Source organism: Corallococcus sp. EGB, from assembly GCF_019968905.1.
Taxonomy (GTDB): domain Bacteria; phylum Myxococcota; class Myxococcia; order Myxococcales; family Myxococcaceae; genus Corallococcus.
Window position 1 is genome coordinate 1093483 of the sequence record NZ_CP079946.1, and the last position, 23909, is coordinate 1117391.

General features: G+C 71.8%; 14 protein-coding genes. 10 read left to right on the forward strand and 4 right to left on the reverse strand.

The features are described 5' to 3' along the window. A complete protein-coding gene (gene gltB, locus KYK13_RS04520) occupies positions 1–4572 on the reverse strand; it encodes a glutamate synthase large subunit (protein WP_223642255.1) in 4572 nt (1523 codons plus the stop codon). Positions 4573–4849: 277 nt separating this feature from the next. Here gltB and KYK13_RS04525 point away from each other — a divergent pair, with 277 nt between their 5' ends. From KYK13_RS04525 to KYK13_RS04540, 4 genes are read left to right on the forward strand one after another with little or no spacing between them, the layout of a single operon-like run. Further along, positions 4850–5458 (forward strand): biliverdin-producing heme oxygenase, encoded by a 609-nt coding sequence (locus tag KYK13_RS04525; protein WP_223642256.1) that lies wholly within the window; start codon positions 4850–4852, stop codon positions 5456–5458. Continuing rightward, positions 5439–7709: an ATP-binding protein gene (locus KYK13_RS04530; protein ID WP_223642257.1), complete on the forward strand. Its 2271-nt coding sequence runs from the start codon at positions 5439–5441 to the stop codon at positions 7707–7709. The genes KYK13_RS04525 and KYK13_RS04530 overlap by 20 nt, the downstream gene beginning before the upstream one ends. Further along, a complete protein-coding gene (locus KYK13_RS04535; protein WP_223642258.1) occupies positions 7706–8143 on the forward strand; it encodes a response regulator in 438 nt (145 codons plus the stop codon). Before KYK13_RS04530 ends, KYK13_RS04535 begins: the two co-directional genes overlap by 4 nt. Further along, a complete protein-coding gene (locus tag KYK13_RS04540; protein ID WP_223642259.1) occupies positions 8140–9348 on the forward strand; it encodes a hybrid sensor histidine kinase/response regulator in 1209 nt (402 codons plus the stop codon). Before KYK13_RS04535 ends, KYK13_RS04540 begins: the two co-directional genes overlap by 4 nt. A gap of 9 nt (positions 9349–9357) precedes the next feature. Here KYK13_RS04540 and KYK13_RS04545 read toward each other — a convergent pair whose 3' ends face one another. Further along, on the reverse strand, positions 9358–9927 hold the full coding sequence (locus tag KYK13_RS04545) for a DUF420 domain-containing protein (protein WP_223642260.1): 570 nt from the start codon (positions 9925–9927) through the stop codon (positions 9358–9360). Positions 9928–10261: 334 nt separating this feature from the next. Between KYK13_RS04545 and KYK13_RS04550 the strand changes: the two genes are divergently transcribed. From KYK13_RS04550 to KYK13_RS04570, 5 genes are read left to right on the forward strand one after another with little or no spacing between them, the layout of a single operon-like run. Beyond that, on the forward strand, positions 10262–12073 hold the full coding sequence (locus tag KYK13_RS04550; RefSeq protein ID WP_223642262.1) for a DUF1585 domain-containing protein: 1812 nt from the start codon (positions 10262–10264) through the stop codon (positions 12071–12073). Beyond that, a complete protein-coding gene (locus tag KYK13_RS04555) occupies positions 12073–12744 on the forward strand; it encodes a hypothetical protein (protein ID WP_223642264.1) in 672 nt (223 codons plus the stop codon). Before KYK13_RS04550 ends, KYK13_RS04555 begins: the two co-directional genes overlap by 1 nt. Positions 12745–12761: 17 nt before the next feature. Next, positions 12762–14165 (forward strand): DUF1501 domain-containing protein, encoded by a 1404-nt coding sequence (locus KYK13_RS04560; protein ID WP_223642266.1) that lies wholly within the window; start codon positions 12762–12764, stop codon positions 14163–14165. A gap of 54 nt (positions 14166–14219) precedes the next feature. After that, complete coding sequence (locus KYK13_RS04565; protein ID WP_223642268.1) at positions 14220–15734, forward strand: hypothetical protein; 1515 nt, start codon at positions 14220–14222, stop codon at positions 15732–15734. A gap of 57 nt (positions 15735–15791) precedes the next feature. Next, positions 15792–19526 carry a VCBS repeat-containing protein gene (locus KYK13_RS04570; protein WP_223642270.1) on the forward strand — a complete coding sequence of 1245 codons (3735 nt, stop codon included), beginning with the start codon at positions 15792–15794 and terminating at the stop codon, positions 19524–19526. Between the two features lies 1 nt (position 19527). Here KYK13_RS04570 and KYK13_RS04575 read toward each other — a convergent pair whose 3' ends face one another. Together KYK13_RS04575 and ligD are read right to left on the reverse strand one after the other, a co-directional pair. Beyond that, positions 19528–20481 (reverse strand): DMT family transporter, encoded by a 954-nt coding sequence (locus KYK13_RS04575; RefSeq protein ID WP_223642271.1) that lies wholly within the window; start codon positions 20479–20481, stop codon positions 19528–19530. Positions 20482–20554: 73 nt separating this feature from the next. Continuing rightward, entirely contained in the window at positions 20555–23155 is a 2601-nt protein-coding gene (ligD, locus tag KYK13_RS04580; RefSeq protein WP_223642272.1) for a DNA ligase D, read from the reverse strand. A 253-nt stretch (positions 23156–23408) separates the two neighbouring features. On the opposite strand from ligD, the gene KYK13_RS04585 reads away from it, so the two are divergent. Next, positions 23409–23897, forward strand: a complete 489-nt coding sequence (locus KYK13_RS04585) for a PA2169 family four-helix-bundle protein (RefSeq protein ID WP_223642273.1) — start codon at positions 23409–23411, stop codon at positions 23895–23897. Positions 23898–23909: the final 12 nt, after the last annotated feature.

Sequence of the window (23909 nt, forward strand, 5' to 3'; positions counted from 1 at the left end):
TCAGGCCCCCCCGCCAACGACGTGGAGCTGCTGCACACCCGAGGCCGGTGGCGGCCTGCGCGCGGCTCTCCGCGCCTGGAGCACCCGCTTGTAGTCGGACGGCATCACCTTCATGAACTGCGGCACCATCAGCTCCCAGTTGTCGAGCACCCGCCGCGCGAGCGCGCTGCCGGTGTGGTGCAGGTGGCGCTCAATCATCCCGTGCACGAGCCAGATCTCCGACTCGTCCACCAGCGACTCCAGCTCCACCATCTCCAGGTTGCAGCGCTCGCGGAAGGAGCGCTCGCGGTCGAGCACGTAGGCGGTGCCGCCGCTCATGCCGGCCGCGAAGTTGCGGCCCGTCTGGCCCAGCACCACCACCACGCCGCCCGTCATGTATTCGCAGCCGTGGTCGCCCACGCCCTCCACCACCGCCTGCGCGCCGCTGTTGCGCACCGCGAAGCGCTCGCCCGCGAGGCCCCGCAGGTACACCTCGCCGGCCGTGGCGCCGTAGAGCACCGTGTTGCCCACCAGCACGTTCTCCTCGGGCGCGAAGCGGCTGCCCTCCGGCGGGTAGACGATGATGCGTCCGCCGGACAGTCCCTTGCCCAGGTAGTCGTTGGTGTCGCCCTCCAGCTCCAGCGTCACGCCGGACGCGAGGAACGCGCCGAAGCTCTGGCCCGCGGAGCCCTTCAGCTTCACCCGCAGCTTCCCGTCCGGCAGCCCCTGCGCGCCGTGGCGGCGGGCAATCTCACCGGACAGCATGGCGCCCACCGCGCGGTGCGTGTTCGCCACCGGCATGGACAGCATCAGCGGCGGCCCGCCCGCGAGCACGGACTGCGCCTTCGTGAGCAGCTCGTGGTCCAGGTGGTCCGACACGTCCTTGCGGTGCGGCGTCTGGCAGTGGCGCGGCTCGGTGGCCGGCGCGGCCGGCGCGGTGAGCAGGGCGGACAGGTCCACCTTGCGCGCCTTCCAGTGGTCCACCGCCTCGCGCTGGCGCAAGCGGTCCACCCGGCCCACCAGCTCATCCAGCGTGCGCGCACCCAGCTGCGCCATGGACCGGCGCAGGTCCTCCGCCAGGAGGAGGAAGAAGTTCACGACGTTCTCGGGCGTGCCCTGGTAGCGCTCGCGCAGGGCCGCGTCCTGCGTGGCGATGCCCGCCGAGCAGGTGTTGAGGTGGCACTTGCGCAGCATGATGCAGCCCACGGACACGAGGCTCGCGGTGGCCAGGCCGAACTCCTCCGCGCCCAGCAGCGCCGCCACCAGCACGTCGCGCGCGGTGCGCAGCCCGCCGTCCACCTGCACGCGGATGCGCGAGCGCAGGCCGTTGTGCACCAGCACCTGCTGCGTCTCCGCCAGCCCCAGCTCCCACGGCAGGCCCGCGTGCTGGAGGCTGGAGAGGGGAGAGGCGCCCGTGCCGCCCTCGTAGCCCGCCACCACCACGCAGCCCGCGCCCGCCTTGGCCACGCCCGCGGCGATGGTGCCCACGCCCACCTCGCTCACCAGCTTCACGCTCACGCGCGCCTTCGCGTTCACGGACTGGAGGTCGTAGATGAGCTGCGCCAGGTCCTCGATGGAGTAGATGTCGTGGTGCGGCGGCGGGGAGATGAGCGTCACGCCCGGCGTGCTCCAGCGCACGCGGGCAATCCGCTCATCCACCTTGTGGCCCGGCAGCTGGCCGCCCTCGCCGGGCTTGGCGCCCTGGGCCATCTTGATTTGAAGCTCGTCCGCGTTGACCAGGTACTCGGCGGTGACCCCGAAGCGCGCGCTGGCCACCTGCTTGATGGCGCTGCGGCGCGAGTCGCCGTTGGGGTCCTTGGTGTAGCGGCGGGACTCCTCGCCGCCCTCGCCGCTGTTGGACCGGCCGCCCAGCCGGTTCATCGCGATGGCCAGCGTCTCGTGCGCCTCCGCGCTGATGGACCCGAAGGACATGGCGCCGGTGACGAACCGCCGCGCCAGCTCCCGCGCGGGCTCCACCTCCTCCAGCGGCACCGGCGTGCAGCCGTCCGTCACCACGTCCAGGAGGCCGCGCAGGTTGCTGTGCTCGCGCGTCTCATCGTCCGCCAGCTTCGAGTACTCCTGGAACAGCGCCGCGTCGTTCGCGCGCACCGCCGCCTGGAGCTTCGCCACGGTGGCCGGGTTCCACTTGTGCCGCTCGCCCTGGCGGCGCCAGCGGAACTGCCCGCCCACCGGCAACAGGTGCTCCTCCGCGTCCGCGGCCGGGCCGAAGCCGCGCGCGTGCCGCTCCACCACCTCGCGCCCCAATTCCGGCAGGCCCACGCCCTCCACGCGCGACGACGTGCCGGTGAAGTGCTTCTCGATGAGGCTTCGCTGCAGGCCCACCGCCTCGAAGAGCTGCGAGCCGCGGTAGGACTGGAGCGTGGAGATGCCCATCTTGGACATCACCTTGAGCAGGCCCTCCTCCAGGCCGTGGAGGTACTGCGCCTGCGCCTTGTCCTCGTCCACCTTCAGCTCACCCGCGTCCGCCAGCGCGCGCAGCGTGTCGAGCGCCAGGTACGGGTTCACCGCGGACACGCCGTAGGCGAACAGGCACGCGAAGTGGTGCACCTCGCGCGCCTCCGCCGTCTCCAGCACGATGCCCGTGTACATGCGCGTGCCGTCGCGCACCAGGCGCTGATGCACCGCGGACACGGCCAGCAGCGCGGGGATGGCGGCGTGCGCCGAGTCCACGCCCCGGTCGCTCAACACGAGGATGCTCGCGCCCGCGTCCACCGCCTCCACCGCCGCGGTGCACAGCCGCTCCACCGCGACCTCCAGCGCCACCGCCGCGCCGCCCGCGTGCGGATACAGCAGGCTCAAGGGACGCGGCTCGAAGAGGCCGGTGTCGCCGCGCAGGTTCGCCAGCCGCGCCAGCTGTCCATTGGTGAGGATGGGGCCGGGCAGCGACAGCCGGTGGCACTGCTCCGGCGTCTCCTCGAAGGTGTTGCCCTCCGGGCCCAGCGCGGTGGCCAGCGTCATGACCAGCGCCTCGCGCAGCGGGTCGATGGGCGGGTTGGTCACCTGCGCGAAGAGCTGGTGGAAGTAGTTGAAGAGGGTGGGGGCCTGGTCGCTCAGCACCGCCAGCGGCGTGTCCGTGCCCATGGAGCCCGTGGGCTCCTTGCCCGTCTCCGCCATGGGGACCAGCGTGGTGCGCACGTCCTCGTCCGTGTAGCCGAACGCGCGCTGAAGCCGCCACAGCGCCTCGCCCTTCACGCGCGCGGGGGCCGGGACCGAGGGCAGGTCCTCGAAGGTGAAGACGTTGCGCTGGAGCCAGCGGCGGTAGGGCCAGCGCGAGGTGATGTCGCGCTTCACCTCCTCGTCCTCCAGGATGCGCCCTTCGGTGGTGTCCACCAGCAGCATGCGGCCCGGCGTCAGCCGGCCCTTGCGGCGCACCTGCGACGAGGGCACGTCGATGACGCCCGTCTCCGACGCCAGGATGATGCGGTCGTCCTCCGTCACCAGGTAGCGCGCGGGGCGCAGGCCGTTGCGGTCCAGCGTCGCGCCAATGAGCTGCCCGTCCGTGAACGCGATGGCCGCGGGGCCGTCCCACGGCTCCAGCAGGGACGCGGAGTACTCGTAGAAGGCGCGGCGCTCGTCGCCCATCTGCTTGTGACCCTCCCACGCCTCCGGGATCATCATCATCATCGCGTGGGGCAGGGTGCGGCCGCCCAGGTAGAGCAGCTCCACCATGTTGTCGAACTGCGCGGAGTCGCTCTTGCCCGGGACGATGATGGGCCACAGCGGCTCCAGGCTCCCGCCCAGCTTCGCCGTCTGGAGCAGCCCGCGCCGCGCCGTCATCCAGTTGCGGTTGCCACGCAGGGTGTTGATTTCACCGTTGTGCGCGATGAAGCGGAACGGCTGCGCCAGCTCCCACGTGGGGAAGGTGTTGGTGGAGAAGCGCGAGTGCACCAGCGCCAGCGCGCTGACGAACTCCGGGTGCCGCAGGTCCGCGTAGAAGCGCGGCAGCTGCCGGGGCAGCAGGAGCCCCTTGTAGATGAGCGTCTCCGACGAACAGCTGGCCACGTGGAAGCGCCCCCGCGGATCCACGCCGCGCGCCAGCACGCGGTTCTCCACCAGCTTGCGGATGCGGTAGAGCTTGCGCTCGAAGGCGCTGGGCACCACGCGCCGCCGCGCGATGAAGAGCTGCCGGATGACCGGCGCCGCCTCCCGGGCGAGCGGCCCCAGCTCCTCCGGCGCCACCGGCACGTCGCGCCAGCCGAGCAGCCGCTGCCCCTCCTCCTCCACCACGTCCTCGAACAGCGCCTCGCACGCGCGGCGCGCCTCCGGCTCCGGCGGCAGGAACACCTGCGCCACGCCGTACTGGCGGCGCGGCGGCAGCTCGAAGCCCAGCCGCGGCGCTTCGTGGTTGAAGAAGCGGTGCGGCAGCTGCACCAGGATGCCGGCGCCGTCGCCCGTCTCCGGGTCTCGCCCCGCCGCGGCGCGGTGGCTCAGCCGGTTGAGCAGCTCCAGCGCGTCCTCCACGATGCCCCGGGAGCGCTGTCCCCGGATGTGGGCCACGAAGCCCACACCGCATGCGTCGTGCTCGGTCTCCGGCTCGTACAGCCCGTAGCGCGGAGGAAGGGTGAACGGCATCGTCGAGACCCCTTTTCCCGCATGACGCGGGAAGCCAAGCTGTTGAGCTTCCAGGCTAACGCGGTGTGTCGCAGCCCGTAAAGACAGGGTGACTCAGGGGGTCGAGTCACCGCGCGGAGTGGTGGCGGGGAAACAGGCCCTTCGCGAGCCCCCACGGCGCGTGCGTCTTCCCGCACGTGCGGGGGTGGACGGCGAACAGTCCCCTGCGATGAACGGCCAACATTCGCCGCAATGGGTTCTTTCCAGCCGCCCCTCCGCTTCCCATCCTCCGGAGACCTTGGACCTGCTGCAGCGGCTGAAGACGGAAACGCGCTCCCACCATGAGCGCACGGAGGGCGTGTTGCGTCTGATGGACGCGCACCTGACGCCCGCGGACTACCGGCGCCAACTGGAGGACTTCCACGGGCTCTACCTGCCGTTGGAGGCGCGGCTCGCCGGGCCCCTGTCCTCCCTGGAGCCGGCGTTGGAGCTGGCGTCGCGCTGGAAGACGCCGCTCCTGGAAGAGGACCTGCGCGCCATGGGGCACGACGCGGGGTCGATCGCGCGGCTGCCGCGCGCCGCTCCGTTGCCGTCGCTGACGGGGCTGGCGGAGGCCCTGGGCTGCGCGTACGTGCTGGAGGGCTCCACGCTGGGCGGCCAGCTCATCCTGCGCCACCTGCGGCGCCACTTCGGTCCGGACGCGGGCGTGGGGACCTTCGCCTTCGTCCGGGCCTACGGCGACCGGGTGGGCCCCATGTGGCGTGCCTTCGGCGCGGTCCTCACCCAGGCGTCCCAGCGGGCCGCCTCCGACACCTTCGACGCGGCCGTCGTTCAAGGCGCCCGCGACACCTTCGACGCATTCGCTGCCTGGATGACGCGAGAGCACGATGCCCCCGTCCGTCTCTGATGCCGACCTCAGCGTCTGCGACCGTGAGCCCATCCACCTGCTGGGCGGCATCCAACCCCGAGGCGTGCTCGTCGCCTTCCAGCGGGACACGCAGGCCGTCGCGGTCGTGAGCGCGAACGCGGACGCGCTGCTGGGCGCCGGGCCGGACGCGCTGCTGGGCAAGCCCCTCTCCGGCGTGCTGCCGCACGGACTGCTCGCGCGCGTGGAGGCGCACGCGGGGCCGGGGCCCGTCGTCGTGGAGGTGTCCGGACAGCACTGCTCCGCGCTCCTGCATGAGAGTGACGGCCTGCGCGTGCTGGAGCTGGAGCCGCTGGCCGCCGGGGACGTGGGCGCGGAGGAGACCGCGCTGGGCGCGGTGCAGCGGCTGGTGTCGCCGCTGGCGCGCGCGAAGGGGACGGTCGCGCTGCTCCAGGAGGCCGCGGACGCGGTGCGCGAGCTCATCGGCTACGACCGGGTGATGGTCTACCGCTTCCACGCGGACTTCCACGGCGAGGTCGTGGCGGAGAGCGTGCGCGAGGGCGTGGACTCCTTCATGGGCCTGCACTACCCGGCGAGCGACATCCCCGCGCAGGCGCGCGCCCTCTACACGCGCAACCCCGTGCGCCTCATCGCGGACGTGAACGCGAAGGTCGTGGGGCTGGTGCCGCCGGTACTGCCCGGCACCCGGCGCCCGTTGGATTTGTCCGGCTCCGCGCTCCGCGGCGTGTCGGAAGTCCACCTGGAGTACCTGCGCAACATGGGCGTGGGCGCGTCCTTCAGCGTGTCGCTGCTCAAGGACGGGCAGCTCTGGGGGCTGATGGCCTGTCACCACCTGACGCCCCGGACGGTGTCCGCCGCGCGTCGTCAGGCGTGCGAGGTGCTGGCGCGGCTGTTGTCACTCCAGCTCTCCGCGGAGGAGCGGAGCCTGGAGGCCGCGGGCCAGGCGCGCCGCGCGGCGCTGCTCAACGCGCTGGTCCTGCCGGGACTGGGGGAGCGCAGCCCCGCGAAGGCGTTGGAGGCCCAGGCCCCGCTCTTGATGGAGCTGACGGGCGCTCACGGTATCGCGCTCGTGCTGGGCGTGAGCGCGGGTCCGGAGGCCTCGCCCCTGCTGCTCGGCACCACGCCCTCCGCGGAGGAGGTGCGCGCCCTGGTGGCGTGGCTTGCGCAGCGGACGCCGTCCGATGAGCCCTTCCACGTGGACCGGCTGGGAGCCGTGTACCCGCCGCTGGCCTCTCGCGCGGACGTGGCCGCGGGACTCCTGGCGGTGCGCCTGGACCCATCCGTGCCGCACTACGCGCTGTGGTTCCGCCCGGAGGTGGCGCGCACGGTGACGTGGGCCGGCAACCCGAACAAGCCCGTGCGCCCGGAGCCGGGCCATGAGCGGCTGCGCCCCCGCGCGTCCTTCGACGCGTGGCGCGAGGAGGTGCGGGGCGCCTCCATGCCGTGGTCCGCGCAGGACCTGGAGGCCGCGCGCGCGCTCAGGGGCGCGCTGGTGGGCGTGGTGCTGCGGCACGCGGAGGAGCTGGGCCGGCTGTCGCGCGAGCTGGCCCGCTCCAACGCGGAGCTGGACGCGTTCGGCGGCACCGTGGCGCATGACCTCAAGGAGCCGCTGCGCGGCATCCTCCAGTACAGCTCCTTCCTCCAGGAGGACTTCGGCGCCACGCTGGGCGAGGACGGCCGGCAGCAACTGGACGCCCTGGCGTGGCTGGCGAAGCGCACCTACGGCCTGCTCGACGACCTCTTCGAATTCAGCCGCCTGGGCCGGCTGGAGCTGTCCTGGGCGGAGGCGGATCAGCAGGCCCTGGTGGAGGATGTGCTCATGACCCTGGGCGCGAGGCTGGAGGAGGGCAGGGTGGAGGTCCGCCTGCCCCGCCGCCTGCCCACCGTGGCCTGTGACGCCGTCCGCATCCGCCAGGTGTGGGCCAACCTCATCAGCAACGCGGCCAAGTACCAGACAGCCGAGCCCCGCTGGGTGGAGGTGGGCTTCGTGGGGCCGGGCGAAGCGCGACCGGAGGCGGCGCGGCACGTTGACGCGCCCTACCTTTTCTACGTGAAGGACCCGGGCATCGGCATCGCTCCGCAGTTCCACGAGGCCATCTTCGAGCTGTTCCGCCGCCTGCATCCCGCGCAGGCCTATGGCGGCGGCTCGGGGGCGGGGCTCGCCATCGCGCGCCGGCTGGTGTCGCTGCATGGCGGCGCGCTCTGGGTGGACTCCGCGCCGGGGCAGGGCTCCACCTTCTCCTTCACGCTGGGCAAGGGACCGCGGCCATGAACCCGTTGCTGCTGGTGGAGGACAGCGACCCGGACGCGGAGGCGCTGATGCGCATCGCGAAGCGGCTGCCCCTGCCCGTGCCCGTGGTGCGCGTGCGCGACGGCGAGAACGCGCTGGACTACCTCTACCGGCGGGGCAGCCACGCGGACGCGGAGCGCCCGGCCCTCGTCCTGTTGGATCTGCACATGCCCGGCATCAGCGGGCGCGACGTGCTGGCCACGCTGAAGGCGGACCCCGACCTGCGCTCCATCCCCGTCATCATCTTCTCCTCCTCCCTGGAGACAGGGGACGTGGAGGGCGCCTACGCGGACGGCGCCAACAGCTACCTCTTCAAGCCGGAGATTGGCCCCCAGCTGCAGGCCACCGCCGAAGCGCTCCACGCCTTCTGGTTCAAGGCCGCGCGCCTGCCAGCGGCGCAGGAGCCGGAGGCATGAGCCTGCGAGTGCTGCTGGTGGATGACGGCATGGCGGACCGCCTCGCGGTCAGCCGCGCCCTGGCACGTGACCCGGACATGCAGTGGGAGGTGGTGTCCCTGTCCAACGCGGAGGACGCGCTGGCGTACCTGTCCGCGAACGCGGTGGACGCGATGCTCCTGGACTACCACCTGCCCGGCATGAACGGCGTGACCCTGCTCCGGCAACTGGGGGAGCTGGGACTGGCCCGGGTGCCGGCCGTGGTGGTGCTCACCGGCAGCGGCAACGAGCGCGTGGCGGTGGAGGCCATGAAGGCCGGCGCCCAGGACTATCTGGTGAAGGAGGTCTTCAGCCCGGAGCGCCTGCGCCTCAGCCTGCGCGCCGCGGTGGAGACGGTGCGCATGACGCGCGAGCTGGAGGAGCGCCGCCTGCGCGCCGAGCGCGCCGAGGCCGCCGCCCGCGAGGCCCTGGCCGTGCGCGACGAGCTCTTCTCGCTGGCGACGCACGACCTCAAGGGCCCGCTGCAGATCATGACGCTCAACGCCCAGGTGCTGCGCCGGCAGATTCCCGCCTCCGCGATGACGCCCGCGCTGGAGACGCGCCTGGGCCACATCGTGCGCGCGGCCCACCGCATGGGCGAGCTCATCGACCACTTCCTGGAGGTGACGCGCGGCCAGGAGCGCCCGCTCAAGCGCGAGCCCATGGACCTGCTGGCCATGGTGCGCGGCAAGGTGCGGGAGCTGGAGGCCAACGCGTCCCGCCACCCCTTCGTCCTGGAGGCGCCGGAGGGGCGCGACTTCACCGGCGAGTGGGACGCGCACGCCCTGGAGCGCGTGCTGGAGAACCTGATGGGCAACGCGGTGAAGTACAGCACCGCGGGCTCCACCGTCACCGTGCGCCTGTCGGTGGAGGAGGGCGAGGGGCAGCAGTTCGTGCTGCTCGCCGTGACGGACCAGGGCATCGGCATCCCGACGGTGGACCTGCCCTTCGTCTTCGAGCGCTTCCACCGCGGCGGCAACGTGTCCCAGGAGGTGTCCGGCAGCGGCGTGGGCCTGGCCAGCGCGCGCCGCATGGTGGAGCTGCACGGCGGGACGCTCGCCGTGAACAGCGTGGAGGGACAGGGCTCCACCTTCACCGTGCGCCTGCCCCGGGGGGCGGGAATCACCGCGGGGCCCACGCAGGTGCCTGCCCCCGCGAGCGGCGGCCCCGTGCAGCCCGCGTCGTAGCGCGGCGCCTCAGGGCACCGCGGGCACGCCGCCGCGCAGCATGAAGAACACCACCACCCCGGTGACGCTCACGTAGAGCCAGATGGGCGCCAGCCACCGCGTCACCTTGCGGTGCCGGGCGAACTGCTGCCGCCAGGAGAAGTAGAACGCCACCAGCGCGAGCGGCAGCACCGGCATGGACAACAGCACGTGGCTGGCCAGCAGCGTCAGGTACAGCCCGCGGAAGTCGCCCACGTAGCGCGTGTCCCCGTGCACGAAGTGGTAGGCGAGGTAGCCCACCAGGAACAGCGAGGACGCGATGAACGCGCTCACCATCAGGTTCTGGTGCACCTTGCGCGCGCCGCGCTTGATGGCCACCCAGCCGCCCGTGAGCAGCGCCGCCGCCGTCGCGTTGAGCCCCGCGTTCACCGCCGGCATGAACCGCAGGTCCACGCCCATCCCCGCGCCCCCGCGCCGGATGAGCAGCAGCCACGCCAACAGCGACAGCGCGCCTGCGGACACCACGCCAATCGCGATGAAGAAGGAGCGGTCCTGGGTGGACGAAGGAGAGGGAGAGAACCCGGAAGCGGCGTTGGACATGCCTCCCCTTGTGGCCCGCGTCCGCTCCCACTTGCAACAGGGCCGCCAGATGGAGGCCTGCCCGGGCCTACATGTCGGTTGAATGGAATCGGTTAGGGCAACTGGATCTCAAACCGGAAATTCCTTCATACTTCTGAACACTGCGTCACCCCCGACCCCCTCTCGGAGGTTCCCCGTGTTCAGCGTGCGTTGCCTTGCCCCCCTGGCGGGCGCCGCCCTCCTGTTCGCCTTGCCCGTCGCCGCTGAAGAAGCGGTGTGCGCGCCCGTGGCGAAGGTTCCCTTGGAGCGGCATCTTCGGCAGCTTTCTCTCGATTTGCTGGGACGTCCTCCGACCATGGAGGAGTACAAGGCGTTCCAGGCGAAGGGCTCCGTCACCGCGGAAGACGTGCGCGCGATGATGAAGGACGAGTCCTTCTACGCCCGGATGCGCGAGTACCACCGCGCGCTGCTGCGCTCGAACATCAACGGGAGCGTGCAGGGCAACGGCGACTACCGCGTGTCCGGCACGCCGCTGAGCTTCGCGGGCAACAACTCCAACAGCCTTCGCGGCGGCCAGAGCCAGCGCTGTGACGGGGAGATTGCCCAGGACAACTGCAAGGCGAACCCGCAGGACGCGCACCAGGACAACTCCACGCCCCCCGCCTGCCGCGACGCGCAGGGCGTGCCGCTGCCGGTCAGCTACGACTACGACACGAACTACTACCAGTGCCGCCAGCTGGACGTGGCCTCCACGTCGCCGGAGCTGAAGTTCGCGGACTGCAACGCGCTGAAGGCCGACGCGACGTACGGCAAGTACGTGAACTTCTGCGACAACCGCTTCCTGGCGTCCGCGGGCAAGTCCGTGGGCTACCTGTGCCTGCCGGACCCGAACAAGAACACCACCAACGTGCTGGTGCCGTCGCCTTCCACGGGCGTCATCACCGCGTGGGTGCAGCCGCCGGGCGGAACCGGCACCCTGACGTTGAGCCGCTGCGGCTTCACCATGGCGCGGCGCAACGGCGTCGAGGGCACCTGGGTGCCGCAGCAGGGCTGCGTGCAGCGCGAGGGCTACGTCACCACGACGGTGCAGCCCTACTGGTCCACCACCACGGAGGCCGTGAAGGTGTGCGCCGTGGAGGCGCAGAACCGCCCGACGAACCCGTACACCGGCGAGTCCTGTGAGACGGCGCGCTTCAACGGCGACCGCACCTGCGGCTGCGGCGACAAGATGCGCCGCTGCGAAATCGCCGAGGTGCACACCGCGCGCGTCGCCGCCTTCAACGAGGAGCCGCTCTACATCACGGACTCCGTGGTGCGGAACGACGAGCCCTACTTCAACATCCTCACCACCCGCCGCTCCTTCATGAACGGCCCGCTGTCCGAGTTCTACCGGCAGCGCCAGGGCGTGGGCGTCTTCAGCATCAAGTCCCCCGTGGACTCCGCCGCGCTGCCCGACGTGACGTACGCGAACGCCACCCAGTGGAGCGAGTACGTCCGCGACAACACGCACTCCGGCGTGCTCACCACGCCCGAGTTCCTCTACCGCTTCCCCACGCAGCGCGCCCGCGTCAACGAGTTCTACGAGGCGTTCCTCTGCAAGCACTTCGCCCCGGCCGCGGACGCGAACCTGCCGCCCCCGGACGACGCCTGCAACCGCGAGAACAACCTGGCCAAGCGCTGCGGCTGCAACTACTGCCACGCCACCATCGAGCCCACGGGCGCGCACTGGGGCCGCTACGCGGAGCGCTCCGCGCTGTTCCTGTCCCCGGATCAGTTCCCCCGCCTGGACGTGAAGTGCCGCGACTGCGCCATCAACGGCGACACCAACTGCGGCGGCGAGTGCAGCCAGTACGTGATGCAGGCCTTCGACGGCGACGGCGCCAGCTCGCTGGGCCTCCTGAAGACCTACCTCTACCGCACCGCGGATGAGGAGAAGAACATCGAGGGCGGTCCGCAGGCGCTGGTGAAGCGCATGATGGAGACGGGCGACCTGGAGCGCTGCACCGTCAAGCGCATCTGGAACGAGTTCCTGGGCCGCGCCATGACGGCCGAGGAGCAGCGGCTGTACCTCCAGCAGATGTCGCAGGACTTCGCCAAGAACAACCACAGCCTCAAGGGCCTCATCGAGCAGGTGGTGATGTCCGACGCGTACCGGAGGATCGACTGATGCGCCGCCTTCTGCTGACCGCGCTGCTCGCGCTCGCCACGGGCTGCACCCAGGGCTCCGTGGACGCCCCCGCCAAGCCCGTCCCGCTGGACGCCCAGCTGGACCCGGTGCCCAACCCGCACGGGAACACGGACTCAATCGATCCGCTGCCGGACCCGGAGGCCCAGGGCGGCAGCGTGGGCCGCGCGCCCCGCCGGCTCACCGTCGCGCAGCTCAAGGAGTCCATCCGCATCGCCGTGGGCATGGAGTGGGACGAGCTGGAGTCGCGCGCCCAGTCGCTGGGCCGCGCCGACTACGCGCTCATCACGTCGGAGAACACGGAGCCCAACCTCGTCTTCGCGCGCTTCCTGGACGACGGCGCGCGCAAGGTCTGCATCGCCCAGGCGCAGAAGGACATCGCGCAGGCGGACGTGAGCCTGCGCACGCTGGGGCGCACGCTGCCTTCGCCCATGAGCGACTTGACCAGGCTCACGGACTCGCAGGTGAACGAGACGCTCGTGTACCTGTCCACGCGGTTCTGGGGCGCGCCGCTCGCCGGTGAGGAGCTGGCCCGCTACGCCGCGTTCTTCCGCAAGGCCGCCGCCCGGGCCGAAACCCTCAAGAAGCGCGACCAGGCGCTGGCGGTGGTGTGCATCGCCATGCTGACGGACTCGCGCTTCATCACCTACTGACCTTCACGGTGCCCGCGATGAAGAAGACGCGCCAAGACGACCTCTGCTGCCCCGAGCGCCGCACCTTCCTCAAGGCCGGAGCCGGCTTCATGGGCTCCCTGCTCCTGGGAGGCATCCCCTTCAAGGCCGTGGCCCAGGCGACGAACCTGGCCCCTCCCGACCGCTGCTTCGTCTTCGTGTATTTCAACGGAGGGTGGGACCAGCTGCTCGCGTTCGACCCGCGTGACCCGGCGGTGTTCACCGCCGACCGCGTCAGCGAGACGCGCATCATGCCGGGCTACAACCTGCTCACGGACTCGCGCTTCCAGCAGACGCCCATCCTCCCCAAGACGCGCGCGGGCGCCGAGGCCCCGACGATGACCTTCGGGCCCGCGGTGGGCGCGCTGGCGGACCACTACGACCTGATGACGGTGGTGCGCGGCATCAACATGAGCACGCTCACCCACGAGGTGGGCTACCGCTACTTCCTCACCGGGAAGATGCCCATTGGCAGCGCGGCGCGCGGCTCCTCCACGGCCACGGAGATCGTGGGCCAGATGAAGCCCACGGTGCCCATCCCGTCCATCGCCCAGGGCGTGGAGTCCTACAACGACCGCTACGGCGGCTACGCCAACGCGCTGCGCGTGAGCGGCCTGGCGGACCTGGTGCTCACGCTGGATCCGCCCACCGCCGCGCGGCAGCTGGACAGCGAAATCGAGAAGAGCCTCATCGACCTCAACGGCATGCCCATCACCTGCGAGGAGCAGGCGCTCACCGCGCGGGGCGTGGGCACCGCCTATGAGAGCAGCCGCGGCCAGATGCAGTCGGTGATGGAGAACAAGCTGTCGGACTCGTTCCGCTTCCAGCTGGCGGCGAACCAGGCCGTGCGCGACTTCTACGGCCTCAACGGCCAGTCCTACCCGTACAACAGCGCCGCGGGCCGCGCGGCCATGGTGGCCACCGCCCTGAAGAAGGGCATCAGCCAGTGCGTGTCCATCAACATGGCCGGCGGCCTGGACACCCACTTCGGCACGCAGCAGACGCACGCGACCAACCAGCGGGCGGGGTTCGACGCGCTGAACCTGCTGGTGAATGATCTCCGCCAGACGGCGCACCCCGGCGGCGGCAACTTCATGGACCACACCACCATCCTGGTGTTCAGCGAGTTCGCCCGCACGCCCACCATCAACGCCACGGGCGGCCGCGACCACCACCTGTCCAACAGCTGCCTGCTGATGGGCGCGGGCATCAAGCACAACCTGGTGGTGGGCCGCAGCGGTGACATCGGCATGTCGCCGGGCACGGTGGACCTGCGCACGGGCGCCAATGATCCGAACGGCTCCAACATCTTCCCCGAGCACATCATCGCGACGGTGCTGGCCTCGGCGAAGCTGGACTACAGCATCACGCGGGTGGACCCGCTGCGGTTCATCCTTGCCTGAACCTTGATGAGCACCTCCCTCTCGCGTCTCCGGCCGCGCCACGGTTCCCCCACCGTGGCGCGTTTCCTCTCCCCCTCGCTCCTGCTGTTGTCCGCGGTGCTGTTCTCCGCGTGCGGCGAGGACGCACCGCCGGGCAGCGACCCGGCGAAGCCCGCGGCATTCACGGCCACGCAGGTCTCCACGGCGCAGTCCCTGGCCGCGGCGCCCGGCTTCGCGGACCAGTCCGGCGGCGGCATCTTCGCCACCGCGACCGGTGAGGCCGTGCGCCTGCGCCTGGACGGCACCAAGGCCGCGCTCGCCCCCCACCCGCAGAACAAGGCGCCGCTGGGCGCCGTTCGCGCCACCTTCCGCCTGGGGCCGCACAGCGCCCTGGTGGAGACGGACAGCGGCCTGTTCCTGGCGGACCAGGGCTGGCTCATCGAGCCGCTCTGGCAGGAGGTGCTGGGCACCGGCATCATCGCCACCGCGCAGACGGCGGACGGCGCCGCGTGGATTGCCCACCCCAAGGGGCTGTTCCAGATCCAGGGCGGCGCGCTCGCGTCGCTGAAGCTGTCCGGTCAGCCGCTCACCGGCATCACCGCCATGACGGCCGCGCCCGCGGAGGACGGCCTCGCGGGCCTGTGGTTCGCTCGCGAGGGCCGGCTCAACGTGGTGGTGGCCTCCGCGCCGGGCGTCTACCAGGTGCGCGGCTCGGATGCGCCGTTCGGCAGCGGTGAGACGGTGCGGGCGCTCGCGGGGCTGAGCGCGGGCACGGGCACGGCGGGCGAGGTCTGGGTGCTCACCAGCACGCGCCTGCTGCAAAGGAACAAGAACGGCTGGACCCCCGTGTCGCTGCCGGCGCTGCCCGAGCAGCTCCTGGGCTCGGGGCGCTACCTCTGGGCCCGCGCGGGCGACCGGCTCTTCACCTACGACGCGGACGCGAAGGTGTGGGGCTCCGCGCAGGGGCTGCCCTCCGGCGCGGTGACGCTGCTGGCCGCGGACGAGAGCGGCTGCGCGTGGGTGCGCGTGGGCGACCAGGCCCTGGCCATCAGCCAGACCCCCGCCCCGCGCGTGACGGGCATGCACCAGGGCATGGTGGTGGTGGAGGACGGGCTCGTGGTCCAGGCCCGCCTGCCGCCGGGCACCCCGCCCAAGAGCGTGGTCTTCCAGTTGGAGGGCCAGGAGATCACCGCGGCCGGGCCCGCGTTCAGCATGGGCGGCCTGGAGGCGGACGGCGAGACGCTCAAGGCGTTCTCCTTCTCCTCCCTGACGTCGGGCGGGCACGCGCTGAGCGTCGTGTCCCGCTTCGAGGACGGCACGGAGGCGCGCCGGCAGTTGCACTTCACCTACCAGCCGATCTCCACCGTCCCCAGCTGGGCGCGCGACATCCGGCCCATCCACGAGGCCCGCTGCGCCAAGTGCCACACCACCAGCCCCGGCCGGCCGCTGAACACCTATGAGTTGTGGAAGTCCAACGCCCAGCTCATCAACGCGGCGGTGCGCGACCTGCGCATGCCCGCGGACGGGCCGTTGGACCAGCAGGGCATCGCCCTCATCCAGCGGTGGGTGTCCTCCGGCGCGCTGCCCTGACATCCCTTCTCCACGATGGCTTCCCCTTCCGTGCACGCGCCCTTCCGAGACAGCTCCATGAAACGCCTTCTCCGCGCGGCCCCCCTCGCCGCGCTGTTGTCCCTGGCCTGTGACGGTGAGCTCAAGCCCGCCGAGCAGCTTCCCTACGTGGGCCCCTGCGAGGGCCTCGCCCCGCTGACGCTGTCGGCGGAGCCCACCACGGTGCGCGCCAGGGACGTGGCCACGCTCACGGCCCGCGGCGGCAGCGGCCACTACTCCTACCGCGTGGAGGCGGGCGGCTCCTCCGGCGACGTGCGCGGCAACCGCTTCGTCGCGGGCTCCACGCCCGCGGAGGACACGCTGACGGTGGTGGACGAGCAGTGCGGCGGCTCCACCAGCGTGCGGGTGAAGGTGATTGCCGGCTTCGGCGTGGCGCCCGCGCGCGCGATGCTCAGGCCGGGCACGTCCTTTCAAATCCGCATCGACGGACTGGTGGGCACGGCGACCTTCGCGCTCACCACCAATGGCTCCGGCGCCACGCTCAGCGACACGGGCCTCTACACGGCGGGGCAGGTGGAGGCGCCGGACGTCATCACCGTGCGCGACACGAAGTCCGGTGACACGGCGGTGCTCCAGTACACGGTGACCAAGGCCGCGAAGCTGGTGGGGGACCCGCAGTACCTGGGCGTGCCGTCGGGCTCCTCCGCGCCGCTGAGCGCGGCGGGCGGCTCGGATACCGTGACGTGGACGAAGAAGTCCGGCCCCGGCTCCGTGGTGAACGGCCGCATCGTGCTGGAGGCGGGCGCGACGGGCACGGTCGTGCTGGAGGCGAAGGACGCCTTCACGGGAGATACCGCCCCGGTGATGGTGCGCGTGCTGGACGAGCTGACGCGGCCCCTCCTGCCGCACGGCAAGCTGTCGGACGCGGCCACGCTGGTGACGGCGGACTTCGACGGCGACGGCATCCAGGACCTGGCGGTGGGCCAGCGCGAGAGCGAGCTGTCGCGCCCCACGGGCGGCGCGGTGTTCATCTACAAGGGCACCGCGTCCGGCCTGCCCACGAAGCCCACCTGGGTGCTGACGGGCGAGACGGAGGGCGCGCTCTTCGGCGACATGCTGGCCGCGGGCGACCTGGACGGCGATGGCATCGCGGACCTGGCGGTGTCCTCGCCGGCCGCGGACGTCACCATCGGTGACTCGGGCGCGGTGTACCTCTACACGTTCAAGGCGGGGCAGGGGCCCACGCTGCTCCGGGGCGCGCTCACCGGCCTGGGCCGCGGCGGGTTCGGCACGGGCATGGCCATCGCGGACGCGGATGGCGATGGCGACATGGACCTGTTCGTGGGCTCGCCCGGCGCGGACCTGTCCACCCTCCCCGGCATCAGCCGTCGCGGCGTCATCGACATCTTCCTCCTCACCAAGGGACAGCCCGTCCCGGACCTGCCGGCGGTGCGCCTGGGCGGCCAGGACCTGAAGTTCACGGGCGAGTTCGACCTGAAGAGCACCACGGAGCTGGGCCGGGCCCTCGTCGTGGCGGACCTCAACGACGACGGCCGTCCGGACCTGGCCGCGCTGAACCGGCTGACCCGCTTCAACGCGGACGGCACCATCAACGGACAGCAGATGGCCGTGGCGGTGTACTTCGCGCGCGCCACGGCGCCGCGCTATCGCCCCGCGCCGGATGAGTACGTGCTGGTGTCCAACAGCGCCGTGGAGACGTTGGCCAACGAGGGCACCTTCCGCCTGGGCGCCATCCCCGGCGAGGGCAACCGGCCTCCGCTCCTCGTGGTGATGGCGGACAAGGCGGACGCGCCGGACCTGCGCACGTCGGGTGGCGTGGCGGCGGCGCAGGACGCGGGCGGCGCGTACCTGTTCGACCTGCGGGGCGCGACGTTGGTGGATGAGCCGGCGAAGGTGAAGCCCGCGACGGTGCCGCTGACGAGCGCGTTCGCGCGCTTCTACGGCGACGCGCGCGGCATCACCGCGGCGCGCAGCTGGGCGGTGATGGACGTGGATGGTACGCCCGGGCCGGAGCTGCTGCTGGGCGCGCCGTACGCGTCGGTGACGGCGGGCACGGCCACGCTGGGCAACGCGGGCAAGGTGCTGGTGTATCCGCTCACCGGCCTGTCGAAGGACACGGTGATGAACAAGCCGCTCGCGGCGCTGGGCGGCGCGGCGAAGGCGGAGGTGCTGGGCGCGGGCCTCGCGACGTGGAACCTGCCGTCCGGCCCGGTGCTGGCGGGCTTCTCCGGGCGCGCGACCTCCGCGGCGGGCGCCTTCGTCGGGCGTGTGGATGTCTTCAACAGGGCCGGTGCCTCCATCGCGGAGTGGTCGCGCAGCGGCATGGACGTGACGGCGAAGGCCAGCGTGGAGCGCTTCGGCGAGGCCGTGGCGGTGACGCGCCTCAACGGCAAGGTGATGGCGCTGGTGGGCTCGCCGGGCTTCTCCGGCCCGGGCCCCAACAACGACGGCGCGGACATGACCGTGGGCCGCGCGTACACCTTCGACACCGCGGAGCCGGGCAAGGCCATCGTGTCCGGAGAGGGCGCCAGCTCCCCGTGGTACGGCGGCCGCAACGTGGGCGTGGACGTGGCGTTCACGGACTTCAACGGCGACGGCCGGCCGGACATGGTGGCCGGCGCCACGGCGCTCGTCATCCCCGCCACGAACTCCGCCGCCACGGAGCGGGACCCCTACGTGCAGAACGCCTGCATGACGACGGCCACGCAGTCGCTGGGCGGACTGCTGGTGTCGCTGGGCCAGGCGGACGGCACCTTCAAGCCGGCCTACCGCGTGTTCGCGCCGTCCGTGGTCGCCACCTGCGACGACCCGGCGGCCACGAAGTGCAAGCGCACCACCATTGGCCGGGGGGTGGTGGGCGGCTTCGACTTCAACGGCGACGGCAAGCAGGACGTGGCCGTGCTGCGCGACCGCGGCATGGACGTCTTCCTGGGCCGCGCGCCCGAGGACACGTCGCTCGCGAAGATGACGCTGGCGTGCGACCCGGCCTGGTCCTGGCCCGCCATCCCCATCGTCTGGCCGCCCACGCAGTGGAACACCACCTCGCTGCCGACGACCTCCGCCATCGCTTCGGTGGGAGACCTCAACGGGGACGGCTGCGACGAGGTGGCGTGGCGCTACTCGGACAGCGCGCACTCGGGCATCGTGATCGCCTACGGCTTCGACACGGGCGGCACGAGGTGCGCTGGCCGTACGGTCGGCTCCACCGTGCGCATCGCCGCGGATGCGGAGGTGGGACGCTCGCTGATGAACCTGGGCGTGGCCACCACGCGCGCGGGGAAGTTCCTGGGGACCTCCGGGGCGGACTACCTCGCGGTCAGCGCCAACAACTACCTGGTGGACGGCGTGAGCCAGCAGGCGGTGCTGCTCATCCAGACCTCCAAGCTCACCCCTCCGGCCTCCGGTGAGACGGTGCTGGACCTGGTCAACCTGGCGCCGCTGAACCTCACCTACCGCGCCCGCGCGGTGAGCTTCGGCACGTCGCTGTCGGGCGGCAGGGACCTCACCGGCGACGGCGTGCCGGACCTGTGGGTGGGCGCGCCCAACGCGTCGGTGGCCTCGGACGGTGACGGCGCGGCGTTCCTCTTCGCCGGTGGCGCGAAGTCCACCGGTGCGCTGTCTCCCTTCCTGCTGGTGGTGGGCGACGGCGCCGAGCGCTCCTTCCTGGGCCAGTCCATCGCCGTCACCCCCGGCTCCGGAGGCTCGCCGCCGTCGGTCATCATTGGCGCGCCGAGGAGCTACCGCACCGGCACGCAGAACGGCACGGCGTACGCGCTGCCCCTGCCGTTCTGAGTCACGCCGCGGGAGGGGCCTCTGGAGGTGCCTTCACCTCCGGAGCCTCGTCGCGGTTGGCGAGCGCCGCCGCCGTGAGGATGAGCACGCCGCCCGTCATCAGGGACGGCGTGAGCGGCTCACCCAGGAAGGCCACGCCCAGCGTCACCGCCACCAGCGTGTCCAGCAGCGCCATGGCGCCCAGCGCCGCCAGCGAGATGCGCGGCAGCAGCCAGTACAGGCACTGGTAGGTGAGCACCGTCCCGCCCAGCGCCAGGTACAGCAACGCGCCCACCGCCTTCAGGGTCCAGTGCGCCGGCTGGTTCCACTCCAGCAACGCGGACGCGGACAGGAGCAGCACCGAGCTGCTCATCGACTGCACCAGCACGAGCAGGTGCGGCGGCACGTGCGTCATGTGCCGGCGCACCAGCACGTTGGCCACCGCCACCACCGACGCCGCGAACAGCGTCATCGCGCAGCCCAGCACCACCTGCCCGGAGAAGCTGAGCGACACCAGCTCCCGGTGCTGGAGCGCCACCACGCCCGCCAGGCCCAGCCCCGCGGCCAGGAGCTTGCGCGGGGTGAGGAGCTGCTCCGGAAAGACGATGCGGCCCACCAGCAGCAGCCACACGGGGAAGGTGGAGAAGAGGAGCGCGGACCAGCTGGATGGGATCCACTGCTGCGCCACGAAGAGCATCCCGAAGGGCACCGCCAACTGGAGCACGCCCAGCCCCGCGATGCGCCACCCGGTGCCACCCCCCAGCGCCGTCCCGCGCGAGCGCGCGAAGGGCAGCAACGCCAGCCCGGCCACCAGCATGCGCGTGCCCACGAAGCGCAGGGGCGGCAGGTCCTCCAGCCCCACCTTCACGGCGGCCCACGTGGAGCCCCAGAGGAGGAAGCAGGTGGCGTAGGCCAGGGACACCTTCCACCGCGGCGCGGACTTCACGGCCGGGGTCACGACGAGCACGGACGACATAACGGCGCGGGCACTAGCACGCGCCGCCCTTCTGGGAAACAGCCGTTCAGTGCGGGCCGTGTCAGCCGCCTGCTCACCCGTCTGGCAGCACCTGCTTGACCCGGCGCACGGGGGCGAACAGGTCCCCCACGGCGTCCAGGCGCTTCTTCAGAGTCTTCAGGCGGAAGCGGTACGGGTCCAGGCGGCCGTTCACCTCGCTCCACTCGAGCGGCGCGGAGAAGGGCGCGCCCTCCACGGCGCGCAGGGAATAGGGCGCCACCACCGTCTTGCCGCGCGCGTTCTGCCCCGCGTCGATGTAGAGCCGCCCGCCGCGCTCGCGGATGGAGCGCTCCGTGGTGGCGATGTCGCCCAGCTCCTCCGCCAGCTCGCGCGCCCGCGCGTCCGCGAAGGCCTGCGTGCGCGCGTACGTGTGGCCCGGAGCCAGCGGCACCAGCACGTGCAGGCCCCGCTTGCCGGACGTCTTCGGGAAGGCCTTGAGCCCCAGCTCGTCCAGGCGCGCGTGCAGCAGGGTGGCCACCTTCACCACGTCCTTCCAGCCGCCCTCACCGGGGTCCAGGTCGAACACCACGAAGTCCGGCTGCGCCAGCCGGGGCGCGTGGGACAGCCACATGTGCAGCGTGAGCGCGGACTGGTTGGCGAGCCACAGGAGCGCGGACGCGTTCTTCACGTTCACGTGGCGCAGCGTCTTGTCCTCGTGGCGCACGCGCAGCGTGGGCATCCACGACGGGATGCCGGACAGCTCGTGCCGGAAGAAGCCAGGGGCCTGGATGCCCGCGGGCCACTGCTGGTGGGCCAGGGGGCGGTCCTCGAGCACGGGCACCAGCAGCGGCGCCACCTGCTCGTAGTACGCGAACACGTCCGCCTTCGTCAGCCCGGACTCCGGGAACAGGACGCGGTCGCCGTGCGTGAGCTCCACTGCCGGCGCGCGGGAGGACCTTCCACGCGTCGCCGTCTTCGCGGCGGGCGCCTTCCGGGCCGCGGTGCGCGCGGAGGCCTGCACCGGCGCGCGGCGTGAGCCCCGGCGCGCGGCGCCCTCGATGGGGGCGGGGTGTTCGCGCACGACCTCCTGCGGGACCTTGTCGCTGCGCAGGCCCTGGAACACGGGGTGGCGCAGGCGGCCATCCTTCGTCCACTCGGTGAAGTTCACCTGGGCCACGTACTTCGGCTTCACCCAGACGGTGTCCGTGTTCGTGGGCGCGTCCACGGCGGCGGGCTCCTTCGTGCGAGTGGCATCCAGCAGCCAGCGCAGCTCGCGGCGGTCCTTCGACGTGTAGCCCGTGCCCACCTTGCCCACGTCGTGGAAGCCGTCCCTGCCGCGCACGCCCACGCGCAGCGCGCCAATCTCCGACTTCGCCTTCTCGTTCTTGATGGGCAGGTAGCCCAGGATGACGACCTCCTGGCCCGCGACCACCTTCAGCTTCAGCCAGTCCCCGGAGCGCGTGCCCGTGTACGGCGAGTCCTTGCGCTTCGCGATGAGCCCCTCCCATCCCTTGCGCCGCGCCTCCAGCAGGGCGCGCGACAGCGGCAGGTCCACCTTCTCGGAGAGCTGGAGGGGCAGCCGAGCCCCGGCCATCAACTGCTCCAAGCGCGCGCGGCGCTCCGTGTAGGGACGCTCGCGCAGGTCCTCGCCGTCCAGCCACAGCAGGTCGAAGGCGATGAAGCGCTGCTCCGCGCCCTCCTCCGTGTTCTGGAGGATCTGGAAGCGCGAGCGGCCCTTCGCGTCGAGCGCGACAATCTCCCCATCCACGACGACGTCCTTCACGGGCAGCTCGCGCAGCGCGGCGGAGAGCCGGGCGAAGCGGCCCGACAGGTCATTGCCCCGGCGGCTCTGGAAGGCGAGCTTCCCGTGCGTGATGGCGCACACCGCGCGGAAGCCGTCGTACTTCACCTCGTAGGCGTGCGTTTCGTCATGCACCTCGTCGGACACCGCCAGCCGCGCCAGCATGGGGGGCCACACGCGCTCCAGCAGCTTCTCCGGCGTGGCCGGTGGACGGGCCGCCTTCGCGGGCTTGCGCACGCTCTTGCGCAGGCGGGGCCCGGGGACCGTGCGCACGGGCGCCGCGGGCTTCTTGTTGCGCAGCACCCCGGGCTTGTGGGGCCCATGCGTCTCCACCTGCCCGCTCTTCACGGACTCGGGGCGCTCCACGGTGACGTCGTAGCTGGCCCGGGCGTACTCGTCCTTCGCCTTGAAGAAGAGCCACTGCGCCTTGCCGCCGCGCGGACGGGTGCGGATGAGGTGCCAGCGCCCCTGGAGCTTCGCGCCGTGCAGCACGACCTCCAGGTGCCCGCGCTTCAGCTGGGCTTCAGCGTCGCCGGGAGGCACGACCTCGAAGGTGCCGGACTCCCACAGCAGTGAATCCCCGCCGCCGTACTGCTCGTCCGGGATGTGGCCCTCGAAGTCCGCGTAGGAGCGTGGGTGGTCCTCCGTCTGGACCGCGAGCCGCTTCACGGAAGGGTCGTGGCTGGGACCCTTGGGGATGGCCCAGCTCACCAGGACGCCGCCTATCTCCAGCCGCAGGTCGTAGTGCAACCGCGTGGCGTCGTGCTTGTGGATGACGAAGAGGGGGGCCTCCGACCTTGGCGCCACCCTGTCTGGAGAGGGCTCCGGGGTGAGCTGGAAGTCGCGCTTCGTCCGGTAGCGGCGCAGCCGCCTCTGCGTGTCGGAGGTCTTCACCCTCCAACGCTCTGCACAGGAGGGCGGGCGCGCAATTCCTCCCATCGGTTGGTGGGCAGGCGGGAGAGCAGGCGCTCCGCGCGGACCCGGCACCGGATTTTCCGGCCACACGCCGCGACGGAGGCCCCGTCCGTCCGCCTGCCCCGGGTGCGGAGGAGGGATGGGTGCTGGGAAGGGCCGTTGGTTCCGGGGGGATGAATTCCCACATTGTTCGGGCCCAAGCAGTCATCACACCCGGTTGGAGGAGGCACCCATGGCTGACAAATCCGAAGTGGCGCGCCTGCACAGCCTGGCGCAGCTCGATGCCGACGCCGTGGGCGCGTACGACGTGGCCATTGCCCGTATCGGCCCCGCGCTGGTGCGCGAGCGCCTCAACAGCTTCCGTGCGGACCACCTGCGTCACGTGCAGGACCTCAACGCGCTCATCCTGCACTTCGGGGCGGAGCCGGTGACGCTGCGCCCGGACCTGAAGGGCTCGGCGATGAAGGGCCTGACGGCGATGACGGGGCTGATGGGGACGGAGGCGACGCTGTGGGCCATGCTCGGCAACGAGGAGCTGTTCGACCGGGCCTATGAGCTGGCGCTCCAGTTCGAGTGGTCTCCGGAGGTGAAGGCCCTCATCCGCCGGCACCGCGAGGACGAGCGGCGCCACGGGACCTGGATCCGCGACGCGGTGCGCACCCGTCCCTGGGCGGAGCGCCGGATTCCCTCCTTCCTGGACACCGCCGAAATGGGCGCCTGAAGCCGCTACCGC